16 protein-coding genes and 2 pseudogenes are annotated in these 20,555 nt (G+C 71.0%); 12 read left to right on the top strand and 6 right to left on the bottom strand.

Annotated features, from left to right (window positions below; translation table 11 throughout):
- The first annotated feature begins 64 nt into the window (after positions 1-64).
- Positions 65-1,654, top strand: coding sequence for an MFS transporter (locus AC067A_RS13520; protein WP_478618847.1), 1,590 nt, complete (start codon positions 65-67; stop codon positions 1,652-1,654).
- Positions 1,655-1,883: 229 nt separating this feature from the next.
- On the opposite strand, the gene AC067A_RS13515 is transcribed toward AC067A_RS13520, so the two are convergent.
- Positions 1,884-2,213: a substrate-binding domain-containing protein gene (locus AC067A_RS13515; protein ID WP_478618844.1), complete on the bottom strand. Its 330-nt coding sequence runs from the start codon at positions 2,211-2,213 to the stop codon at positions 1,884-1,886.
- A gap of 190 nt (positions 2,214-2,403) precedes the next feature.
- Between AC067A_RS13515 and rhaI the strand changes: the two genes are divergently transcribed.
- The 6 genes and pseudogenes from rhaI (at position 2,404) to AC067A_RS13485 (ending at position 10,203) form a co-directional block, all read left to right on the top strand.
- Positions 2,404-3,573: an L-rhamnose isomerase gene (gene rhaI, locus AC067A_RS13510; protein WP_478618842.1), complete on the top strand. Its 1,170-nt coding sequence runs from the start codon at positions 2,404-2,406 to the stop codon at positions 3,571-3,573.
- Between the two features lie 91 nt (positions 3,574-3,664).
- Positions 3,665-5,719 (top strand): annotated as a pseudogene (locus AC067A_RS13505) (bifunctional aldolase/short-chain dehydrogenase); the annotation flags it as partial.
- A gap of 146 nt (positions 5,720-5,865) precedes the next feature.
- Positions 5,866-7,395 carry a rhamnulokinase gene (locus AC067A_RS13500; protein WP_478618839.1) on the top strand — a complete coding sequence of 510 codons (1,530 nt, stop codon included), beginning with the start codon at positions 5,866-5,868 and terminating at the stop codon, positions 7,393-7,395.
- The gene (locus AC067A_RS13495; RefSeq protein WP_478618837.1) at positions 7,395-8,150 is read left to right on the top strand and encodes a (Fe-S)-binding protein; all 756 of its coding nucleotides are present in this window, start codon (positions 7,395-7,397) and stop codon (positions 8,148-8,150) included. The genes AC067A_RS13500 and AC067A_RS13495 overlap by 1 nt, the downstream gene beginning before the upstream one ends.
- A complete protein-coding gene (locus tag AC067A_RS13490) occupies positions 8,147-9,571 on the top strand; it encodes a LutB/LldF family L-lactate oxidation iron-sulfur protein (RefSeq protein ID WP_478618834.1) in 1,425 nt (474 codons plus the stop codon). The genes AC067A_RS13495 and AC067A_RS13490 overlap by 4 nt, the downstream gene beginning before the upstream one ends.
- Positions 9,568-10,203 carry a LutC/YkgG family protein gene (locus AC067A_RS13485; protein WP_478618831.1) on the top strand — a complete coding sequence of 212 codons (636 nt, stop codon included), beginning with the start codon at positions 9,568-9,570 and terminating at the stop codon, positions 10,201-10,203. The genes AC067A_RS13490 and AC067A_RS13485 overlap by 4 nt, the downstream gene beginning before the upstream one ends.
- A 400-nt stretch (positions 10,204-10,603) precedes the next feature.
- Here the strand turns inward: AC067A_RS13485 and AC067A_RS13480 are convergent, their stop codons facing one another.
- The 3 genes from AC067A_RS13480 to AC067A_RS13470 all read right to left on the bottom strand — a co-directional run bounded on the left by AC067A_RS13480 (position 10,604) and on the right by AC067A_RS13470 (position 12,905).
- A complete protein-coding gene (locus AC067A_RS13480; RefSeq protein ID WP_478618828.1) occupies positions 10,604-11,419 on the bottom strand; it encodes a restriction endonuclease in 816 nt (271 codons plus the stop codon).
- A gap of 514 nt (positions 11,420-11,933) precedes the next feature.
- Complete coding sequence (locus AC067A_RS13475; RefSeq protein WP_478618825.1) at positions 11,934-12,599, bottom strand: DUF3800 domain-containing protein; 666 nt, start codon at positions 12,597-12,599, stop codon at positions 11,934-11,936.
- Between the two features lie 144 nt (positions 12,600-12,743).
- Complete coding sequence (locus AC067A_RS13470) at positions 12,744-12,905, bottom strand: hypothetical protein (RefSeq protein WP_478618822.1); 162 nt, start codon at positions 12,903-12,905, stop codon at positions 12,744-12,746.
- A 526-nt stretch (positions 12,906-13,431) separates the two neighbouring features.
- On the opposite strand from AC067A_RS13470, the gene AC067A_RS13465 reads away from it, so the two are divergent.
- Complete coding sequence (locus AC067A_RS13465) at positions 13,432-14,523, top strand: PP2C family protein-serine/threonine phosphatase (RefSeq protein WP_478618819.1); 1,092 nt, start codon at positions 13,432-13,434, stop codon at positions 14,521-14,523.
- A gap of 152 nt (positions 14,524-14,675) precedes the next feature.
- On the opposite strand, the gene AC067A_RS13460 is transcribed toward AC067A_RS13465, so the two are convergent.
- Positions 14,676-17,072 (bottom strand): SpoIIE family protein phosphatase, encoded by a 2,397-nt coding sequence (locus tag AC067A_RS13460; protein ID WP_478619605.1) that lies wholly within the window; start codon positions 17,070-17,072, stop codon positions 14,676-14,678.
- A 598-nt stretch (positions 17,073-17,670) separates the two neighbouring features.
- Here AC067A_RS13460 and AC067A_RS13455 point away from each other — a divergent pair.
- Together AC067A_RS13455 and AC067A_RS13450 are read left to right on the top strand one after the other, a co-directional pair.
- Positions 17,671-17,937, top strand: a complete 267-nt coding sequence (locus AC067A_RS13455; protein ID WP_478618817.1) for a hypothetical protein — start codon at positions 17,671-17,673, stop codon at positions 17,935-17,937.
- Positions 17,938-18,027: 90 nt separating this feature from the next.
- Positions 18,028-18,615: an Imm21 family immunity protein gene (locus tag AC067A_RS13450; RefSeq protein ID WP_478618814.1), complete on the top strand. Its 588-nt coding sequence runs from the start codon at positions 18,028-18,030 to the stop codon at positions 18,613-18,615.
- Positions 18,616-18,641: 26 nt separating this feature from the next.
- Here AC067A_RS13450 and AC067A_RS13445 read toward each other — a convergent pair.
- Positions 18,642-19,374 (bottom strand): annotated as a pseudogene (locus tag AC067A_RS13445) (transposase).
- A 97-nt stretch (positions 19,375-19,471) separates the two neighbouring features.
- Here AC067A_RS13445 and AC067A_RS13440 point away from each other — a divergent pair.
- Positions 19,472-19,693: a hypothetical protein gene (locus tag AC067A_RS13440; RefSeq protein WP_478619602.1), complete on the top strand. Its 222-nt coding sequence runs from the start codon at positions 19,472-19,474 to the stop codon at positions 19,691-19,693.
- Between the two features lie 129 nt (positions 19,694-19,822).
- Positions 19,823-20,398 (top strand): SMI1/KNR4 family protein, encoded by a 576-nt coding sequence (locus AC067A_RS13435; protein ID WP_478618811.1) that lies wholly within the window; start codon positions 19,823-19,825, stop codon positions 20,396-20,398.
- The last annotated feature ends 157 nt before the right edge of the window (positions 20,399-20,555 follow it).

Genomic DNA, 20,555 nt, shown 5'->3' with positions numbered 1-20,555 from the left:
GGCCCCGGCTCCTGCCCGCAGCCGCGATGCCGGCATGCCTTGAGACGAAAGACCCGACACCGCCATGCCTTCCGTCGGCACCCTCGCCGAACCGTCCCACCGCCCGTCCGCCGGAACCTCCGTCCCCGGCCGCCGCTCCAACCCGTGGCTCACCCTGATCGCCGTGGCCTTCGGCCTCTTCATGGTCGGCCTCGACGGATCCGTCGTCGCCATCGCCAACCCCGAGATCGGGCGCGACCTCCACGCCTCCACCTCCGACCTCCAGTGGGTCACCAACTCCTACCTGCTCGCCCTCGCCGCGGCCCTCATCCTCGGCGGCAAGCTCGGTGACCGCTTCGGCCGCCGCACCTTCTACCTCGTCGGCGTCGCGGGTTTCACCCTCGCCTCCGTCGCCATCGGCCTGGCGGGCTCCATCGAGGGCGTCATCGCCTTCCGCGCCCCCCAGGGGTTCTTCGGCGCCCTGCTGATGCCGAACACCCTCGGCCTGCTCCGCGCCGTCTTCCCGCCGCGGAAGTTCGGCATGGCCGTCGGTGTCTGGGCCATGGTCTCCTCGGTCTCCACCGCCCTCGGCCCCATCGTCGGCGGCCTCCTCGTCCAACACGTCGACGGGGAGTCCGTCTTCTACGTCAACGCTCCCCTCGGCGTCGCCGCCCTCGCCTTCGGCGCGGCCGTCCTACCGCAGAGCAAGAACCAGGCAGCCGCGCGGGAGAAGTTCGACATCCTCGGCGTCGTCCTGCTCGCCGCGGGCCTGCTCCTGCTCGTCTTCGGCGTGGTGAAGGGGGAGACCTGGGGCTGGACCTCCAGCGGCACGCTCGGTGCCATCGGCGCCGGCCTCCTGCTCCTCGCGGTCTTCGGATGGTGGCAGACCCGCGTCACCTCGCCTCTGCTGCCGATGCGGCTGTTCCGCAACCCGGCGCTGAGCATCGGCACCGCCATCACCGCCCTGAACTTCTTCGTCCTGCTCGGCGTGATCTTCTTCGTCATGATCTACCTGCAGAACGTCCGTGGCTTCACCCCCGTCGAAGCCGGCGTGCGCACCCTCCCGCTGAGTCTGGCCTCGGTGGTCGCCTCCCCGTTGGGCGCCGCCCTCACGGACAGGTTCGGCCCGCGCCTCACCATGCCCCTCGGCATGGCACTCCAGGGCGTCGCCTGCTTCACCATGCTCAGCTGGGACACCCACTCCTCCTACGCTCTCCTGTGGCCGCCGTTCGTCGCCTTGGGCCTGGGCGTCGGCATGGTCATGGCCTCGTCCTCCGACGCCGTCGTCGGCAACGCGCCCGTCAAGGGCGCCGGCGTGGCCGGCGGCCTCCAGGCGACCGGCCTGCAGATCGGCGGCGCGCTCGGCACGTCCGTCCTCGTCTCCCTCATCAGCAGCAGGGTCGGCACCACGCTCACCGGGGAGCTCACGACCGCGGGGGTGCCGGGCCCCGTGGCCGAGGGCCTGCTGGAGGCGAAGGACGCCGTTGCCATGGGGATCTCGCCCGTCTCGGACGCCATGCCCGCCGGCCTGCGGGCCGCCGTCACCGAAGGCAGCCACCAGGCCTTCATGAACGGCGTCCACACCTCGGTGCTCGTCGCCGGCACGCTCTGCGCGCTCGGGGCGATCCTGTCCGCCGTGGGTGTGAGGCGCTCGCGGGAGAACGACCCGCGCTGAACGGGCCGAGGACCCGCCCGACCGCCTCGCGCCACGGGCCCTGACCCGGTCGCGCCGGCGAGGCGGGACGCCCGGCGGTCACCCGGTCGTCCCGCCTCACCCCGCCCAGGCATGCGACCCCGTCGCCGAAGCTCGCCGGCGGGGCGCGAGACGTTTCGCGCCGCCGCGGCCGTCACCTCTCACGGAGCGGCGCCGCGCCAGTCGCTCCCGGCGGGCAAGGCCAAGCCCGTCAAGATCGCGACATGCTGGATCGGCGTGCCACGAGCCCTGGTTCGAGCACGATGGCGGTGTGCCGATGACCGTGCTGCGGATCGGGGTGTTCGAGCTCCCGCAACGGCAGTTCGGCCACCAAGCGGCCGATCTCGACGGCGCCGTGGCGCACCGAGGTCAGCGGGATGAGACTCGCCTCCGCGAACTCGATGTCGTCGTGGCCGACGACGGCGAGACCGTCCGGGATGTGTACGCCCGCGTCGAAGGCCGTCTGCACGACGCCCGGGGCCATGAGGTCGTTCGCGCGGAAGACGGCCGCGTGGCGCGCCACCTCCTGGACGTCCACCACTGCCGACCATCCGTTCGCCTCGCATCCGCGCACTCGTCATCCTGGGGTGCCCCACCCTCATCTGCATGAATCCTTTCACATCAGACCGGGCGGAACCCTCTTGACCGTTTGACGAATACATGTTTCGGTAGCGATGAAACGATTCACAACGCCGACGCGAACAGCGCGGCCCTGGTTCCGAGGTTGCCCAATGACTGTCGTGCGGGACGCCCTGAAGGCCGCGCTCAAGGCCCAGACCATCGAGACCCCGTCCTGGGGCTACGGGAACTCCGGCACCCGCTTCAAGGTGTTCGCCCAGCCCGGCGTACCCAGGACTCCGTGGGAGAAGCTCGACGACGCCGCGAAGGTGCACGAGTTCACCGGCATCGCCCCGAAGGTCTCCCTCCACATCCCCTGGGACCGCGTCGACGACTACGCGGCCCTCGCCTCGTACGCCGAGGAACGCGGCCTGGAGCTGGGCGCGATCAACTCCAACACCTTCCAGGACGACGCCTACCGGCTCGGCAGCGTCTGCCACCCCGACGCGAAGGTGCGCCGCAAGGCCGTCGACCACCTGCTGGAGTGCGTCGACATCATGGACGCGACCGGCTCGTCGGACCTGAAGCTGTGGTTCGCCGACGGCACCAACTACCCCGGCCAGGACGACATCGCCGCTCGCCAGGACCGTCTCGCAGCCGCTCTCGCCGAGGTGTACGAGCGGCTCGGGAACGGGCAGCGCCTGCTCCTGGAGTACAAGTTCTTCGAGCCCGCCTTCTACACCACCGACGTCCCGGACTGGGGTACGTCCTACGCCCACTGCCTCAAGCTCGGGCCCGAGGCCCAGGTGGTCGTGGACACCGGCCACCACGCGCCGGGCACCAACATCGAGTTCATCGTCGCCTTCCTCCTGCGCGAAGGGAAGCTCGGCGGCTTCGACTTCAACTCGCGCTTCTACGCCGACGACGACCTGATGGTCGGTTCGTCCGATCCCTTCCAGCTGTTCCGGATCATGCACGAGGTCGCGAGGAACGGCGGCCTCGACCCGACCGCGAACGTCGCCTTCATGCTCGACCAGTGCCACAACATCGAGGCGAAGATCCCGGCTGTCATCCGCTCCGTGATGAACGTCCAGGAGGCCACCGCCAAGGCGCTCCTCGTCGACTCCGACGCTCTCGCCACCGCCCAGCGCGACGGCGACGTCCTTGCTGCGAACGCGGTGCTGATGGACGCCTACAACACCGACGTGCGCCCGCTGTTGTGCGAAGTCCGCGAAGATCAGGGGCTCGCCCCGGACCCCGTCGCCGCGTACACCGCTTCCGGGTGGCAGGAGCGGATCGCCGCTGAGCGGGTCGGCGGCGAGCAGGCCGGCTGGGGAGCCTGACCACGCGGCTTCCCAGGGCAGCCCGCAGGACCGAACGACGCCCGCCCCCTCAGGGGCGTACTCCTTCCCCACCCCGCACACTTCGACTGCGAAGGACCGATCACACATGGCCACCCACCCCGAAGTCGCCGCCCTCCTCGGCCGCGCGCACCGGCTGGGCTCCGACCCCCGCAACACCAACTACGCCGGAGGCAACGCCTCGGCCAAGGGCACCGTCACCGACCCGGTCACCGGCTCCGACACGGAGCTGATGTGGGTGAAGGGGTCCGGCGGCGACCTCGGCACGCTCACCGAGGACGGGCTCGCGGTCCTGCGGCTCGACCGGCTGCGGGCGCTGAAGGACGTCTACCCGGGCGTCGCGCGCGAGGACGAGATGGTCGCGGCCTTCGACCACTGCCTGTACGGCAGGGGCGGCGCGGCGCCGTCCATCGACACCGCCATGCACGGCCTGGTGGACGCGGCGCACGTCGACCACCTCCACCCCGACTCCGGCATCGCCCTGGCCTGTGCCGCCGACGGCGAGAAGCTGACGGCGGAGTGCTTCGGCGGAAGGGTGGCGTGGGTGCCGTGGCGCCGTCCCGGCTTCCAGCTGGGTCTCGACATGGCGGCGATCAAGGAGGCCAACCCCGACGCCGTCGGTGTCGTCCTCGGCGGGCACGGCATCACCGCGTGGGGCGCGAGCGCCCAGGAGTGCGAGACGCACGCCCTGTGGATGATCCGCACGGCGGAGACCTTCCTCGCCGAGCGCGGCAAGGAGCGGCCGTTCGGCGCGCCGCGGACGGGCTACGGTCCGCTCGGCGAGCAGGAGCGCAGGGAACGGGCCGCCGCCCTCGCACCCGTGATCCGCGCACTGGCATCCCAGGACCGCCCTCAGGTCGGTCACTTCACGGACGCCGACGTCGTCCTCGACTTCCTCGCCCACGACCAGCACCCGCGCCTCGCGGCCCTGGGCACCTCCTGCCCGGACCACTTCCTGCGCACCAAGGTCCGCCCGCTCGTCCTGGACCTGCCGTCCACGGCCCCGCTGGACGAGGCCGTGTCCCGGCTGAAGGAGCTGCACGCGGAGTACCGCGAGGAGTACGCCTCCTACTACCGCCGGCACGCCCTGCCGGACTCGCCGGCGATGCGGGGCGCCGACCCCGCGATCGTCCTTGTCCCTGGCGTCGGCATGTTCTCCTTCGGCCGCGACAAGCAGACGGCGCGGGTGGCGGGCGAGTTCTACGTCAACGCCGTCAACGTCATGCGCGGTGCCGAGGCGGTGTCGTCGTACGCGCCGATCGAGGAGGCGGAGAAGTTCCGCATCGAGTACTGGGACCTTGAGGAGGCCAAGCTGCGGCGCGTGCCGAAGCCGAAGCCGCTCGCCACCCGTGTCGCCCTGGTGACGGGAGCCGGCTCGGGCATCGGCAAGGCCATCGCGCAGCGGCTGGTCGCCGAGGGCGCCTGTGTCGTGGTCGCCGACCTGAACGGCGACAACGCCGCCTCGGTGGCCGAGGAGCTGGGCGGACCCGACAAGGCCGTCGCGGTGACGGTGGACGTGACCTCCGAGGAGCAGATCAGCGCCGCGTTCCGCGAAGCGGTCCTCGCCTTCGGGGGCGTCGACCTCGTCGTCAACAACGCCGGCATCTCCATCTCCAAGCCGCTCCTGGAGACCACCGCGAAGGACTGGGACCTCCAGCACGACATCATGGCCCGCGGCTCCTTCCTCGTCTCCCGCGAGGCCGCGCGCGTCATGATCGAGCAGGGCCTCGGCGGCGACATCGTCTACATCGCCTCCAAGAACGCCGTCTTCGCCGGACCGGACAACATCGCCTACTCCGCCACCAAGGCCGACCAGGCCCACCAGGTCCGCCTCCTCGCCGCCGAACTCGGTGAGCACGGCATCCGCGTCAACGGCGTCAACCCCGACGGCGTCGTCCGCGGCTCCGGCATCTTCGCCGCCGGCTGGGGCGCACAGCGCGCCGCCACCTACGGCATCGAGGAGGACAAGCTCGGCGAGTTCTACGCCCAACGCACCCTCCTCAAGCGCGAAGTCCTCCCCGAGCACGTCGCGAACGCCGTCTTCGCCCTCACCGGCGGCGACCTCACCCACACCACCGGCCTGCACATCCCCGTCGACGCCGGTGTCGCCGCGGCCTTCCTTCGCTGAGGGCCCTCGAACGCCCTGGGGCGAGTGACTGACGCACCCGCCCCAGGCGCACCTGCGGACCGGCGGCGCGATGCCGTACGGGAACCGGCCCTGACACCGTGCCCGCCGGGCGCCGCCGGTCCGCCCCTTCTCCTCTTCGTCCCTCGATGAGCCGCCCCCGCGCAAGAGGTATCCACGTGACCACCACTCCCCCGTCCTCCGCCTTCGCGTCCGCGTTCGCCGCGGTCGACCTCGGCGCCACCAGCGGACGGGTGATCGTCGGCCGGGTGGGGCCGGACAACCTGGACCTCACCGAGGTCCACCGCTTCCCCAACAACCCCGTGCGCCTGCCGGACGGACTGCGCTGGGACGTCCTCGCCCTGTTCCAGGGCATCCTCGACGGACTGCGCGAGGCCGCCCGTTCCGGCGGCGTCGCTTCCGTCGGCGTCGACACCTGGGCCGTGGACTACGGACTCCTCGACGCGGACGGCGCCCTGCTCGGCCACCCCTTCCACTACCGCGACAGCCGGACCGACGGCGCCGCCGGCGGTGTCTGGGCCGAGGTCGGCCCCGAGGAGCTGTACGGCATCACGGGCCTCCAGCACCTCCCGTTCAACACGGTCTTCCAGCTCGCCTCCGCCAAGGGAACCGCCCAGCAGGACTCAGCCCGCACGCTGCTGCTCATCCCCGACCTGCTGATCCACTGGCTGACCGGGTCCATCGGCGCCGAGGAGACCAACGCCTCCACCACCGGCCTCTTCGACGCCCGCACCGGAACCTGGTCCAAGGACCTCATGAACCGGCTCTCCCTCCACCCCGCCCTCTTCCCGCCGCTCCGCGGGCCCGGAGACCCGGCCGGCACCCTGCTCCCCCACGTCGCCGCGTACACCGGGCTCGATCCCCGGACTCCGGTGACGACGGTCGCCTCCCACGACACCGCCTCCGCGGTCGCCGCCGTGCCCGCGACCGAACCCGGCTTCGCCTACATCTCCTGCGGCACCTGGTCGCTGGCCGGACTCGAACTGGACGCCCCGGTCCTGAGCGAGGCCTCCCGGGCGGCGAACTTCACCAATGAGCGCGGCATCGACGGCACCGTGCGCTACCTGCGCAACATCATGGGCATGTGGTTGCTCGAAGAGTGCCGGCGCACATGGGAGAAGGAGAACCTTCCCACTCACCTGCCCACGCTCCTCGCGGACGCGGACCGGGCCGAACCCTTCGCCTGCCTCGTCGACCCGGACGCTCCGGACTTCCTCGCCCCCGGCGACATGCCGGCCCGCATCCGGGACCACTGCGCCCGCACCGGACAGCCCGTCCCCGACGGTCAGGGAGCGGTCGTCCGCTGCGTCCTGGAGAGCCTGGCGCTCGCCCACCGCCGCACCCTGCGCCAGGCCGCCGAGCTCGCCGGCCGCGACATCCGCCGGATCCACCTCGTGGGCGGCGGCTCGCGCAACGACCTGCTCTGCCGGCTCACCGCCGACGCCACCGGCCTGCCGGTCGTCGCCGGCCCCACCGAAGCGACCGCGCTGGGCAACATCCTCGTCCAGGCCCGCACCGCCGGCCTGGTCGGCGACCTCGCCGCCATGCGCCGGCTGGTCGCCTCCACCCAGCACCTGCGGCACTACACTCCCCAGGGGGACACCGCCGCCTGGGACGCGGCCGCCGCCCGACTCGACTCCGCCCCGAGGAACCCCTGATGCGCGTCGCTCTCTTCGCCACCTGCGTCAACGACGCGGTCTGTCCCTCCACGGCCGTCGCCACCGTCAAGGTCCTCGAACGCCTCGGCGTCACCGTGGACTTCCCGGCGGCCCAGACCTGCTGCGGGCAGCCGCAGTACAACACCGGATACCGCCGCGAGACCGAGCACCTGGTCCACCGCATGAGCCGCGCCTTCGAGGGCTACGACCACGTGGTCACCCCGTCCGGCTCCTGCGTCGCCATGGTCCGCGACAACTACCCGAGGATCGGCCGCAAGGCACAGGCCGAGGGACGCGGCGGCACACTGGCGGAGGCCTCCGACTCCCTCGTCCCACGGACGTACGAACTCACCGAGTTCCTGGTCGACGTCCTCGACGTGACGGACGTGGGCGCGTACTTCCCGCACAAGGTCACGTACCACCCGTCCTGCCACGGCCTGCGGATGCTCGGCCTCGGGGAGCGGCCGCGCCGGCTCCTGGAGGCGGTGAAGGGGCTGGAGCTGGTGGAGCTGCCGGGCGCGGAGGAGTGCTGCGGCTTCGGCGGCACCTTCGCCGTGAAGAACCCGGACGTCTCGGCCGCCATGGGCGCCGACAAGATCCGCAACTCTCTGTCCACCGGCGCCGAAGTCCTGTGCGGCGCCGACAACTCCTGCCTGCTGCACCTCGGCGGGATGCTGCGCCGCCAGGACGTCCCGCAGCGCGCCCTGCACCTCGTCGAGATCCTCGCGAGCACGGAAGAGGAGCCCTTCGTATGAGCGGGACCTTCGTCGGCATGCCGTCCTTCCCGAAGGCCGCGCACGACGCGGTACGCAACGACACGCTGCGGGCCAACCTCCGGCACGCCACCCACACGATCCGGGACAAGCGGGCGCGGGCGGTGGCCGAGCTGGACGACTGGGCGGCGCTCCGCGAAGCCGGAAAGCAGATCAAGGACCGGACGCTGCGTCACCTCGACACGTATCTCCTCCGGTTGGAGGAGGCGGTGACGGCGGCCGGCGGCACGGTGCACTGGGCGGCGGACGCGGCCGAGGCCAACCGGATCGTCACGGACCTGGTCAAGGCGACCGGCGAGACCGAGGTCGTCAAGGTCAAGTCGATGGCCACCCAGGAGATCGGGCTCAACGAGCACCTGGAGGCCGAGGGCGTCACCGCGTACGAGACCGATCTAGCCGAACTCATCGTGCAGCTCGGCGACGACCGCCCCTCGCACATTCTCGTCCCGGCCATCCACCTCAACCGGGGCGAGATCCGCGACATCTTCCGCGACAAGATGGCGAGTTGGGGCCGTCCGGCCCCGGACGGACTGTCCGACTCCCCCGCCGAACTCGCGGAGGCGGCCCGACTGCACCTGCGCGAGAAGTTCCTGCGCGCCAAGGTCGGGATCTCCGGGGCGAACTTCATGGTCGCCGAGACCGGCACCCTGGTGGTCGTGGAGTCCGAGGGCAACGGCCGGATGTGCCTGACCCTGCCCGAGACCCTCATCTCCGTCGTCGGCATCGAGAAGGTGGTGCCCGCCTGGCGGGACCTGGAGGTCTTCCTCCAGACCCTCCCCCGCTCCTCCACCGCCGAGCGGATGAACCCGTACACCAGCACGTGGACCGGCACCACCGACGACGACGGCCCGCGGGCCTTCCACCTCGTCCTCCTCGACAACGGCCGCACCGACGCCCTCGCCGACGAGGTCGGCCGGCAGGCGCTGCGCTGCATCCGCTGCTCGGCCTGCCTCAACGTCTGCCCGGTCTACGAGCGGGCCGGCGGCCACGCGTACGGCTCGGTCTACCCCGGCCCCATCGGCGCCGTCCTCACCCCCCAGCTGCGGGGCACCACGAGCGAGATCGACGCCTCCCTGCCGTACGCCTCCTCGCTCTGCGGCGCCTGCTACGACGTCTGCCCGGTCGCCATCGACATCCCCGAGGTCCTGGTCCACCTGCGGGAGAAGGTCGCCGAACAGGGCGGGAAGGGCCACCGCCTGGAGAAGGCGGCGATGCGGGCGGCCGGGTGGGTCCTCGACCACCCCGGCGTCCTCGCGGCGGGCGAGCGCATCGCCTCCAAGACCCGCGCCCTGCATCCGAAGAGGCTGCCCGGCCCCGGCGCCGGCCCGTGGACGGAGAGCCGCGACCTGCCCGAGATGCCCGCCGAACCGTTCCGCGACTGGTGGAAGAAGAACCGCACGTGAACCAGAACTCCCGCGAACTCGTCCTGGACCGCATCCGCCGAGTACTGACCGACTCACCCCCCGTCCCTGAGCCCACCCGCGACTACCTCGCCACCCACACCCCGGACGACACCGCCACGATCCTCGATCTCCTCCACGGGAACCTCGTCGACTACCGGGCGATCGTCCACCGCGCTACCGAGGCTGAGCTCCCCGCCCTGGTGGCGAAACTGCTCGAGGGGCACGGGGCCCGTACGGTGGCCGTGCCTCCCGGGCTGCCCGCCGCCTGGCTCTCCGCGACGACGGCGAGACAACGTCACGACGAGGGCGCCTCGCTCACCCCGCTCGACCTGGACACCACGGACGCGGTGGTCACCGGCTGCGCCCTGGCCATCGCCGAGACCGGCACGATCGTCCTGGACGGCGGCCCCGGCCAGGGCCGCCGCGCCCTCACCCTCGTCCCCGACCTGCACATCTGCATCGTGTCCGCCGACCAGGCCGTCGCCTCCGTACCGCAGGCTCTCCCTCGCCTCGATCCGGCGCGACCTCAGACATGGATCTCGGGCCCCTCCGCCACCAGCGACATCGAACTCGACCGCGTCGAGGGCGTGCACGGCCCGAGACAGCTCGACGTAGTGATCGTCAGCCCCTGAGAACGAGGGGGCATGCCCACACCGCTCGCGTCTTCCTCGTGCGTTCCCCAGGCCTCGCCGAGGGGCCGGCGCCGGACCCAGTCGTCACTGAGCGTTCTCCAACCTCACGTTGAGGTGTGGTGAAGGACGACAACGGCTTTCACGAGGTCGGTGATCCGGTTGGTGCACGGCTGACGGCTGACGGCTGACGGCTGACGGCTGAGGAGCATACGTCGCCATCGCGTGCCGATCTCCCGCCGATGAGCAGCCAGTTGCCTGGCCGGGTGCCTCAGTGTGCGGCAGAAGAACAGCCGGACGGCGCGTGCCCCTCACCCCTGACCCCGAACGAGGACGTCCGCCTGCGTCGCCACGCGGGGTGCCCCTCCTGAACGGCGCCCCGGCGCCGTGGCGCCGGCCCTCCTCAGGACGCCGGGGGCTCTGCCGGCGTCGGCACAGCGGGCTGAGCGGCCCAGGGAGGCGGTGCCGTCGACGCCGTCCAGGCCGCCAGTTCCGTACCGTCGACGCAGACGATCCCGCAGGAGGCGGCGTACGCGAGCGCCGGGTCCGTGAACGAGCTGGTGGTGACCAGGACGGCCACGTCGGCCTCGTGCACGGCATAGCAGGTGCCCCCGAAGCGCTGGAGGTCCGGGGAGCCGACCCGGTGGTCCTCCGCGTACTGCTTGCACTGCAGGACCACGCGCGTGCCGTCGGGGGCCGTCGCTATCACGTCCGCGCCGAGGTCACCGGCGCCGCCGACCACCTCGACGGAGGAACAGCCGTCCCGTGCGCACAGTGCGGCGACCGTGTGCTCGAAGCCGTCCGGGTCGACGGCCAGGTGGTCCAGCGCCGCGGAATCGACGGCCGGCGGGACGGGGGCGGGCTCGGCCGCGGGCGGAGCCATGTCCCGGGCGGCGGCGGAGGTGTCGAGGACGGTCTCGGCGGCCGGTATCGGGACCGTCGGCTCCGTGCCGCCGACGCCGCCGTACGCACCCGGGGCGTACGGCGCGGGGCGGGTCCTGCCCCACCGGGCCAGCAGCGACCCCACGCCGAGCACCAGGGCGAGGGCCCCGAGGACGACGGGGAGGTACGAGCCGGTCGCGCGGGCCGTCCTGACCATGAGCGCGGCGCCCCCGGCCAGTACCCCCACGAGCCCGACGACGAGCACGAGGTCCCGCAGCGGGCGCGCCCGGCTTTCCCGTCGCGTCACGCCCCTGCCGTCGTCGCCGACCACTGCCATCCGGCCCCCTCCTTCGTCCGGACCCGCTCTCCGCCGGCCCGGCCTCCCCTGACGAGAACTCACCTCACCCCGTCCAGGCCGCCGAAACCCCCGAGGTCGGCGCCACCGGGAGCGCTCCACACGCATGGCACTGCAGGCACGGGACAGACGCCGGTCACCTGAACAACTCACGCTCGCCGCCCCAGATCGGCCTGGCGGCGTCCGCGGGACTGGACCGAGGCCGGCGTCTGGCCCCGCCTGCACGAGATCCTTCCGGCCGAGCTTCGGTAAGGCCGGCCTGCTCGACATGGACGACACCGCGATCGACGCCTCACACGTGCGCGCTCCCGCGTCGGGCACCCCCTCGGGCACGGGCCCGAGAACCACGGGTCGTGTCCCGGGATCGGGTCGTCGACCTCACATCGGGGAGCTGCCCCCGGGCCCCGGACGGCGCGGCCATACGAGAGGCACAGGGCTTCGGCAGCGCGTTGGTGTACGACTCCCGGTAGTCGCCTGACGGCGGCGTACGGAACCCTTACGGGCATGATTGGCAGGCACGGCAACTCCACAAGGCATCCAGCGAGGTCTGAACGCGCCGGGGCTGAGCACCTTGTCCGAGCGGGTCGGCGGAGCCGGCAGCGCGGGCCTGCGCAAGGCCCACCCCGCGAACCTGCAGGGCGCGCCGACCCCGACCACCCCTGAGCACTGTGCAGGGCCTCGTCACCCGGACGAGCGATGGGGTGGCGGCCCGGACTGCCCCTCGGCCACGATGCCCGCATGCAGGACGACGAACCGCTGGAGGAGCGGGACCTGTAGAGCTCAACCGGCAGTCTCGGCGCGGTTCCCCGGGCGGCCAGATACATCCGACGCCCCATGGCTGCACGACGGTCTCGCGATCCCGGGAGAACTGATCGCCGCCACCTACCGCCGGCTGGGCTGCCCACTGCCACACCGCGCCCGCCGCCCAGTCGGCGAGCTGGAGTCGCGGGTGATCCTTTCTGTCGACGAAGTCGATCCGGTCGGCGGGAAGTCGCTCAAGGAAGCGTCCCGGTCGGGCCGGGTCCGGGAACAGGAACGACATGCGCAACAGCGCAGCGTTGCGGTTGCTCACCTTGGACTCGTCGTGAAGGAACCGGAACTGCCCACGGGAGTCACGGACCGCGTGCTCCCAACCGAGCGAGAACCGGCTGTCGTCACGCACTGCGAACCGGCGTACCAGCCTGACGCAGGCGGAGAGCGGCGTCCGACCAGGCGCCGAACAGTTCGATTCCGGCGTACTCGGCGCCGCCCCGGGCGACCAGCGCCCCCCTCTGGTCTCCCAGCCGCGCCAACGAAAGTACCGGGGTCAGAACGACTGCCGGAATCCTTCCTGTAGGGGGCGGCACCAGGACCCGCCGCGATCCGCGGTCGCGCGGACCAGTTCGGTGTCCTCGGGAGACAGGCCCCACCGTCCGTCCCGAGCCTGCTGTTCCACCTGCTTGGCGAGCCCGATGATCTGCTCGCACATGCCCGTATCACCGGCTCCGGACCAGACGGGCGGCGGGCGGTCACACGCGCCCTTCCAGGCGCACGTCGTGTGCGAGGCGACGGCCCCGTCGTCCCCGCCGGGACCGTCGCACGGGGCGATGACCTCTGACGCCACGGCCGCCCGGGGAACTCGCCATCCTGCGGGCTCCCGCCGCACCCGTCAGACCGCCGCCCGAATCCCTGGCCCGGGTGCTGCGGCTGTGCCCGTGCACCTCGCCCTGGGAGCGCCCATGCGCCCCGGCTGCTCCCTGCGGGCGAGCGAACGCTTCCCGGCGCGAGGCCCGAGAGGGCCGAGCTGAGCACCACGTCGTCCGTCCATGAGTCTGATGCGACGAAAGAGATACTCTTGGTATCCGTTTTTCACCATCCGTGACGTTCCCCGGGCCCTACGGCGCCACTGGCGCATCACGCGGTCGCGCTCTCGCGAGCCGGCGGGCGTGCTCTGCCCCACGCGGAACCCGCTCGTCACGTCGCTGAGCGCGCCCCTCGCGGATACTCTGGGATTCATGATCGAGTCCGGACGGCCGCGGCTCCGTCGGAGCTACGGCTACGGCAGGCTCGTGCGGCTGTCGCCGGTGATTCTGACCGTCGTGATCGCCGGCCTGGCCTACGCCACCCCGCCGGAGATGGCCTTCAGCCGCCTCCTGCCCGCGGCGCCGGCTCTGGCCGCCGCCATGTGGCCGGTCCTCCCGACCGTCCTGCTCGGGACCGTCTGCCTCTTTCTGATGATCGGCCTCAGCCTCGTCTTCCCCGATCTGGGGACGTGGTGGACGTGCGGGGGGATCGTCGCGGTCACCGTGGCCGCGGCATACGGAAGCCATGTCCGGCTTCAGCGGGAGCGCACCCTCTTCCAGGTACGACTCGTCGCCGACGCGGCCCAGCAGGTGGTGCTGCGGCCTTTGCCGCACCGTTTCCGGAACGTCGAGATCGAATCGCTGTACCTCGCGGCCGCCGCGGAAGCCCGCATCGGCGGAGACTTCTACGAGGTGGCCGATACGCCGTACGGGGTACGGCTGCTCATCGGCGACGTGCGGGGCAAAGGCCTGCCGGCAGTGGGGGCGGCCGCGGCGATCGTCAACGCCTTCCGGGAGGCGGCACACGGCGAGGCCTCCATGACCGACATCGCCCGCAGGCTCGACGCCAGCTGCGCCCGGCACAACGCCGCCCATCCACCCGAGGCACCGATGGAACGCTTCGCCACCGCGCTGCTCGTCGAGATCCCGCATCAAGGCAGCCGCATCACCATCGTCAACTGCGGACACCCCCCACCATTGATCCACAGCCTGAAGAACGTGCGCGTCCTCGAACCCTCCGCCCCGTCGCCCCTGCTCAGCCTCGCGGAGTTGATCGGCGACCAGTACCGTGCGGACGCCTTCGACCTCGCTCCCGGCGAGCTTCTCCTCCTCTACACGGACGGGATCGCCGAAACCCGCGCACGGGACGGTGAGTTCTTCCCGTTGACAGAATGGATGCGTCGACAGCCCCCCACCCCTCCCCGTGATCTGCTCACGGCCCTGCACCACGACCTCCTCCGTCACAGCAGAGGAAACCTCGACGATGACATCGCCGCCTTGGCCGTACGCGTGCGCACGCCATGAGCCATGCGCACGGAAAGGCCCTGAGCTCCCACGCCGCCCAGCCTGGAGCAGGCGCTCGATGCGGAACCGCCCCGGGTCCGGGCAGGCGCGGTCGGCCGATGGGAGCGGCACCGGGATCCGAGCCACCCACGAGGGGGGATGGTTCGCGGCCGTCAAGCCACGGGCAAGGCCTGTTCCGCCCAGATCGTTTTCCCTGCCGGCACGTAGCGCGTCCCCCAGTGCTCGGTGAGCTGGGCGACCATGAACAGTCCGCGTCCTCCCTCCTCGTCGCTGCCGGCGTAACGGGCATGCGGTGAGGTGTGCTGCGAGTCGGAGACCTCGCATATGAGAGAACGGTCCCGGATCAAGCGCAGACCGATCGGGCCGGAGGCGTGACGGATCGCGTTGGTGACCAGTTCACTGACCACCAGTTCCGTGGTGAAGACCAGATCGTCCAGTCCCCACCGCCCGAGCTGTTCCGCGGCCATCGCACGTGCGCGTGCGACGAGCGCGGGGTCCGAGGGCAGCTCCCAGGTCGCCACCTGGCGTCTCCCCAGCGCACGGGTGCGCACGACGAGGAGCGTCGCGTCGTCCTGCACCTGGTCCGATGCCAGGTCCGCGACGATCTGGGCGCACAGTCGGTCGGACGACGATCCCCGCTGCTCGCCGAGTACCGCCGCCAACCGGTCCAACCCCCCGTCGATGCCCTTCCCCCGGGCCCCCACGAGGCCGTCGGTGAACAGGACGACCAGACTTCCCTCGGCGAGCTCCACCTCCGCGCCCTCGTAGGGAAGCCGTCCCACACCCAAAGGAGGTCCCGGCGGCAGACGAAGGAAGCTGACGGGGCCGTGCGGCTGCACCACAGCCGGCGGCGGGTGTCCCGCCGCCGCCCAGGTGCTCGTCCGGGAAGCCGGATCGTAGATCCCGTAGACGCACGTCGCTCCGACGGCGCCACCGCCGTCCTCGTCTTTCCCGTCCTGGTCCGACGCGTCCTTGCCGACTTGGTCGTTCAGCCGGGCCAGGAGTTCGTCGGGCGCGAGGTCCAGCTCGGCCAGGGTGCGCACCATCGCGCGCAAGCGCCCCATGGTGGCAGCGGCCCCGAGTCCGTGGCCGACCACGTCCCCCACGACGAGTCCGACACGTGCCCCGGAAAGCGGAATGACGTCGAACCAGTCTCCGCCGACGCCGAGGTGGCTGTCGGCCGGCAGGTAGCGACTCGCCGCCTCGACCGCGCTCAGCTCGGGCAGCGATCGTGGCAGCAGGCTGCGCTGGAGCATGAACGCGGCGGTGCGCTCCCGGCGGTACCGCCGGGCGTTGTCGATGCATACGGCGGTCCGCGACGCCAGCTCCTCGGCCACTGCCCGATCGCCGTGGTCGAAGGGTTCCGAGTCGTCGCCCCGTACGAAGGTGACCAGGCCCAATGGCGTCTCCCGCACGATCAGCGGGACGTACAGCCGTGTCGGCGCCACCCCGGCGTCCGTGGTCGACCGGCCCCCGGCCAGGCTCTCGGCCTGCGACGATCCGGCAGCGTACGCGACCCGCTCGCCCACCCGTGAGGGGTCTTCGTCGGAACCGGCCACGCGTACCAGGTCCCATGCCGTGACGGGCTTCGGTTCCTCTCCCCCGAGCACTTCTGCCATCACGTCGACGAACAAGGCGTCGGCGTACTGCGGCACGGCGATCTCGACGAGCTCCGCTGCCGTTCCGGACGGGTCCAGCGTCGACCCGATCCGCGCGCCGGCCTCCGCGAGGAGCGCGAGGCGCTGCTGCGCACGGTAGTGGTCGGTGACGTCGATGGACTGTTCGCACACGCCCACCGGCTCTCCCCGGCCGTCCAGCAGTCGGAAATAGGACGAGGACCAGACGTGCTCACGTCGTGGGTCGGCCGGGGAGCGCCCCCGGAAATGCACGTCGATGACCGGCTCACCGGTCTCGAGGATCTGTTGGACGAAGTCCTCCGGCGGCGCCAGATGCTCGGTGGTGAGGACATCACCGGGAAAGAGTTCGGTCATGGAGCGGCCGAGCAATGCCGTGAGGTCGCCGCCGAGCTCCCGGACACTGGATGCGTTGGCCCACAAGAGGCGCGCGCCGGGACCGTAGATGGTCAGTGTCACCGGCGACTGGGTGACGAGCCCCTGCAGCATCGCCTGCCGGGTCTCCCACCAGCGAAGCCCCTCCAGCTCGGCCGCCATGAGGACGGCGGAGGGGGCCCGGCCGGAGGAGACCCCGTCGGAGGTGGGGGTCAGGGGGTGCAGGGTCACTGCCACACGTACGGTGTCTCCGCTACGGTGGCGCACGTCCACGACGGCACTGCGCGTCCCACCGAGCCGCAGCCGCTGATCCGACCGCGGCTCTTCCGATCTGTCGCGATCGGCGTGCGGGGTCGCGATCAGGTCCACCGCCCGGCGTCCCAGTACCTGCGAAGCCGGATATCCCAGGAGGGCCTCGGCTTCCCGGCTCCACCCGACGAGCACTCCATCTGCGGCGAGCAGGGCGAAGGCGGCCGGGGGCGGGCTGAGGTGCCCGCCTTCGTCCGCCCCGGAGGGAGGAATGAACGGTAGCCCTTCCATGCCCCCATCATCCTTCCGAGCGGTCACGACCGCAGTGCGCTCGATCCGGCCCAGACGGCCACCGCACAGCGCGGGCGGGTGCGCGGCCTGCGGGGTTCTCCACCGAGGGATCTCGTCGAAGTCCCGACACCGGGAAGTCGTGTGCCGTGAAATCGGGGCCCGAACCGGAGCGGATGGGCCTAATCGAGAAACCCCCTCGTGCCTGCCACGCTGTGAAATACCGGCCGAGCGCCGTGCACCACTGGATCAGGTGCTCCGGAAATCGGCATTCTCGGTGGCAGCCGGGCCCTGGTCGTCGGGGACGGGGCACGTTCGCCCTGGGCGGTGGCAGGGTCCTCAAGGGCTGGGACCGCGGAATGAGACATTGCGTGAACGGCCTGGCTCGACTGGTTCCCCTATGGCTGCGCGCTGGACGTGGTTCCCCTATGACTGCGCGCTGGACGTGGTTCCCCTATGACTGCGCGCTGGACGCGTCGGGCCGCCGGCGCCGCGTACGAGTCGGGTCCGGCGATCGCCGGGGCTGGGCCGCGCCCACTCACCCGATCCCCGCCGGACCCGAACACCGCGCGCACCAGATCCGGACCGTGCTCGGACCAGCATGCTCCGAGCAGCCTCGGACAAGGCCGTTTCCACAGGTCAATCGCGGTCGCCGGAGCGGAGCCACACGCAGGGCCTGATCGACCTCGGCACCGGGATCATGGAGCGCCAGGGCGTGCAGGTCGACGTGCTCAGGGCGGTGGACCTCGACATCGCGACCGGTGTCTGGCCGGACATGACGGAGCACGGGTGGGAGACCGACGAGCGGCCGGTCATCTACTCGAAAGTCACGGCCGCAGCCATCCTCGCGCTGAAGGTCGTCCCGTAACTGCTGCTCGCCGCAGGCGCTGAGGCTTTCCCTGTGCTGGGTTGCAATGAGCGCGGGGCCGTTGTCAGTGGGCGAGGGCACACTGACTGCATGATCACCTCCTCGTCCACCGCAGGCGATGCCTCCGGCCCCTCCCCTGTCTGGGTGGAGTCGATGGGTGGCCCTCTGATCGTCGTCCCCGCCTCCGCCCTGGCCGCCTGGGGCGGGTGCACGGAGAGTGGTGTCATGGCGGGAGACGCCACCGCTCCAGACGACTACGACCGGGCCTGTGCGGTGGATGATCCGGCCGGTGTGATCCCTGTGGGCGAGAACGGTGCGCAGGCACTGGTGCTGGCGGACGAGCCGGCCACCAGTTGCTATCTGCCGGAGCGCCGAGCGTTCCTGCGGTGGCTCGCCGCCGGCTCCGAGTCCGGACTGAGTGCCGCGGCGGACACTGTCCTCGCAGACCCGGCCACGGTGTGGGAGGAGTGCGGCACCTGGGTCTCGGACGGTCCGGCGGTGCTCATGGACTCCGCCGAAGCGGGTTCCGACTTGGGCATCGAGTACCCCGGCGGCGGGATGCCCGCCAAGGCATCGGTCCCACTGCCCGCCGGCCGCTGGAGGGTCCGCGCCACGCACACCAAGGTGGACGAGGAGACCTGGGTCGGCCTGGTCCAGCTCCTGCCCGCCGCATCCTGAACGGTCAGCGGTTCGGTCAAGTGCGGTCAGTCGCGGCGCGCGGGGTTGTGCAGATGGGCGATGCCGAGCATCGCGTGGTGCACGCCATCGCCCTTGAGGCGGCAGTCGCGCAGGATCTTCCAGGTCTCCATCCGGGCGAAGGCATGCTCGATCCGAGCGCGGATCGAGCGGTGAGAGGCGTTGTGCTCTTCCTTCCAGGCAGCAGTTCGCTCTGCCCAGGGTCGCGGCGGTGCGGGATGAGGAGCCCGGTGCCTCGACAGCCTCCCTCGGCGATCACTGCGGTGTTCCCGACGGCGGCCTTGGCGCCGGATGGCTCCCATGCCTTGCAGTCGTCGTGGTTGCCCGGCAACGGTCGGCCGACCACGACCACCAGTCGAGTGTCCGCGTGGATGACGACCTGATGATTCGTCGAGTATCGGTAGTTCTTGGACCGCTCCGCCACCGTGTGGTCGCGGGTGGGGACCAGAGTGCCATCCACGATGAGCACGGCGTCCTTGCGGAACCACCTGTAGGGCTTGAGCTCGAGCAGGGGACCGAGGTGGTTGATGATGCGGCCGACTGCGGACTTCGAGACACCGAGAGCAGAGCGAGCTGACGCAGTGTCAGTTTGGTGCGCCAATAAGCAGTTATCAGGAGCAACCGGTCTTCCAGCGGAATCCCCCACGACCGGCCTCGCCGAGCGGTGTCGGCTCCTCCGCGCCGCAGCGCACGTACCGCCCGGTCGAACTGGCGCGGAGCCACGCCAGTGAACGGGGTTATCCAGACACCTCACGTTGCTATGCCGTCAAGTCGAGGGCCCTCAGCCCATGTAGCGTGACCTGCCTATTCGAACGGGCGGGGTGGAACGTTGGTCGACGTGATGCGCGTGATGGAGGCGCTGGCCGAGCAGGGCGTCACGGTGCTGTTCAAGGTAGATGCGGAACGCCTGCGTGACGGAGTCAGGCCGTGGACCTTCGTCGCAAGCGGTGCCCCCATCCATGAGGGCCTGCTCGTGCGTACTGATGCGGCCTCGGTGGAGGCATGCCTGGAGATTTGCATGCCGCAGCTGCGTGACCGAGGTCTGGTCATCCCCGAGTGAAGGGGAGGCGATCCAGGCCCACCCGCCGGGGGCCAGAGATACCCCGGAGGGCCTGGCACAGGCGTGCGGCCCATCTGAGGCAAAGGGGGACACGGCCGTGGCTCCCGTCAGGTCTGGCACGCTGCTGCCATGACTGACGATCTGATCGGCACGCAGACACCAGTGCAGCGCATCACGGATCCGGAGCAGGCGATCGAGGCACTGGAGCGCGCGGTTCCAGGGCTGACTGATCACCGTCGGCCGGAGCGTGCCGTTATCAAGTGGGCCGTGCTCGAAGACGACCTGGGCACTGCGCTGCCTGCCGATTTCAAACGCCTCGCGGAGAGGTACGAGGCCTTCGCCATCGGGGACTTTCTGCTCGTGGGCCTCCCTGACCCAGGCGAGGAGCATCACCGCCTTCGCGGTATCCGTGATGATCTGGAAGGAGTCCTCCAGCACTACTGGGAGGCGGACATGTCGATCGGTTTGCGGCCGCATCCCGCACCGGGTGGTCTCCTGCCATGGGCCGAGTCGAACGAAGGCGACAAGTTCCTTTGGAGCACGACGGGCGACAACCCCGAACAGTGGCTCGTCACCATCGCCTCCCGGAACGGAGGCTGGTGGCACTACGACGGCGGCGCTGTCCAGTTCCTCGCCGAGTACTGCAACGGCACCCTGGACCCCTGGGGATTGCCTCCGATCGATCCCGAAGTCACCCCCTGCTGAGCACGGCTCGGCCGGCCGATCTAGGGCCTGTGTGATGTCGTGATCACGTGGTGGTCTTGAGTAGATCGTCGATCCAGATCATGGAGGCTCGGAGGTGGAGGCCGGCGAGGTAGCTTTCGGGCGCCTTGTCGTAGCGGGTGGCGATGCCTCGCCAGGC

This window comes from Streptomyces sp. NPDC043176 (genome assembly GCF_056436715.1).
This window is presented reverse-complemented; position numbering and strand designations above follow the sequence as displayed.

Bases quoted from the DNA above. Each gene is read 5' to 3' on its own strand.
- AC067A_RS13520 (WP_478618847.1), top strand. From the start codon at position 65: ATGCCTTCCGTCGGCACCCTCGCCGAACCGTCCCACCGCCCGTCCGCC.
- AC067A_RS13470 (WP_478618822.1), bottom strand. From the start codon at position 12,905: ATGTGCGAGCAGATCATCGGGCTCGCCAAGCAGGTGGAACAGCAGGCT.
- rhaI (WP_478618842.1), top strand. From the start codon at position 2,404: ATGACTGTCGTGCGGGACGCCCTGAAGGCCGCGCTCAAGGCCCAGACC.
- AC067A_RS13460 (WP_478619605.1), bottom strand. From the start codon at position 17,072: ATGGAAGGGCTACCGTTCATTCCTCCCTCCGGGGCGGACGAAGGCGGG.
- AC067A_RS13490 (WP_478618834.1), top strand. From the start codon at position 8,147: ATGAGCGGGACCTTCGTCGGCATGCCGTCCTTCCCGAAGGCCGCGCAC.
- AC067A_RS13495 (WP_478618837.1), top strand. From the start codon at position 7,395: ATGCGCGTCGCTCTCTTCGCCACCTGCGTCAACGACGCGGTCTGTCCC.
- AC067A_RS13435 (WP_478618811.1), top strand. From the start codon at position 19,823: ATGACTGACGATCTGATCGGCACGCAGACACCAGTGCAGCGCATCACG.
- AC067A_RS13500 (WP_478618839.1), top strand. From the start codon at position 5,866: ATGAGCCGCCCCCGCGCAAGAGGTATCCACGTGACCACCACTCCCCCG.
- AC067A_RS13455 (WP_478618817.1), top strand. From the start codon at position 17,671: ATGCTCCGAGCAGCCTCGGACAAGGCCGTTTCCACAGGTCAATCGCGG.
- AC067A_RS13480 (WP_478618828.1), bottom strand. From the start codon at position 11,419: ATGGCAGTGGTCGGCGACGACGGCAGGGGCGTGACGCGACGGGAAAGC.
- AC067A_RS13450 (WP_478618814.1), top strand. From the start codon at position 18,028: ATGATCACCTCCTCGTCCACCGCAGGCGATGCCTCCGGCCCCTCCCCT.
- AC067A_RS13465 (WP_478618819.1), top strand. From the start codon at position 13,432: ATGATCGAGTCCGGACGGCCGCGGCTCCGTCGGAGCTACGGCTACGGC.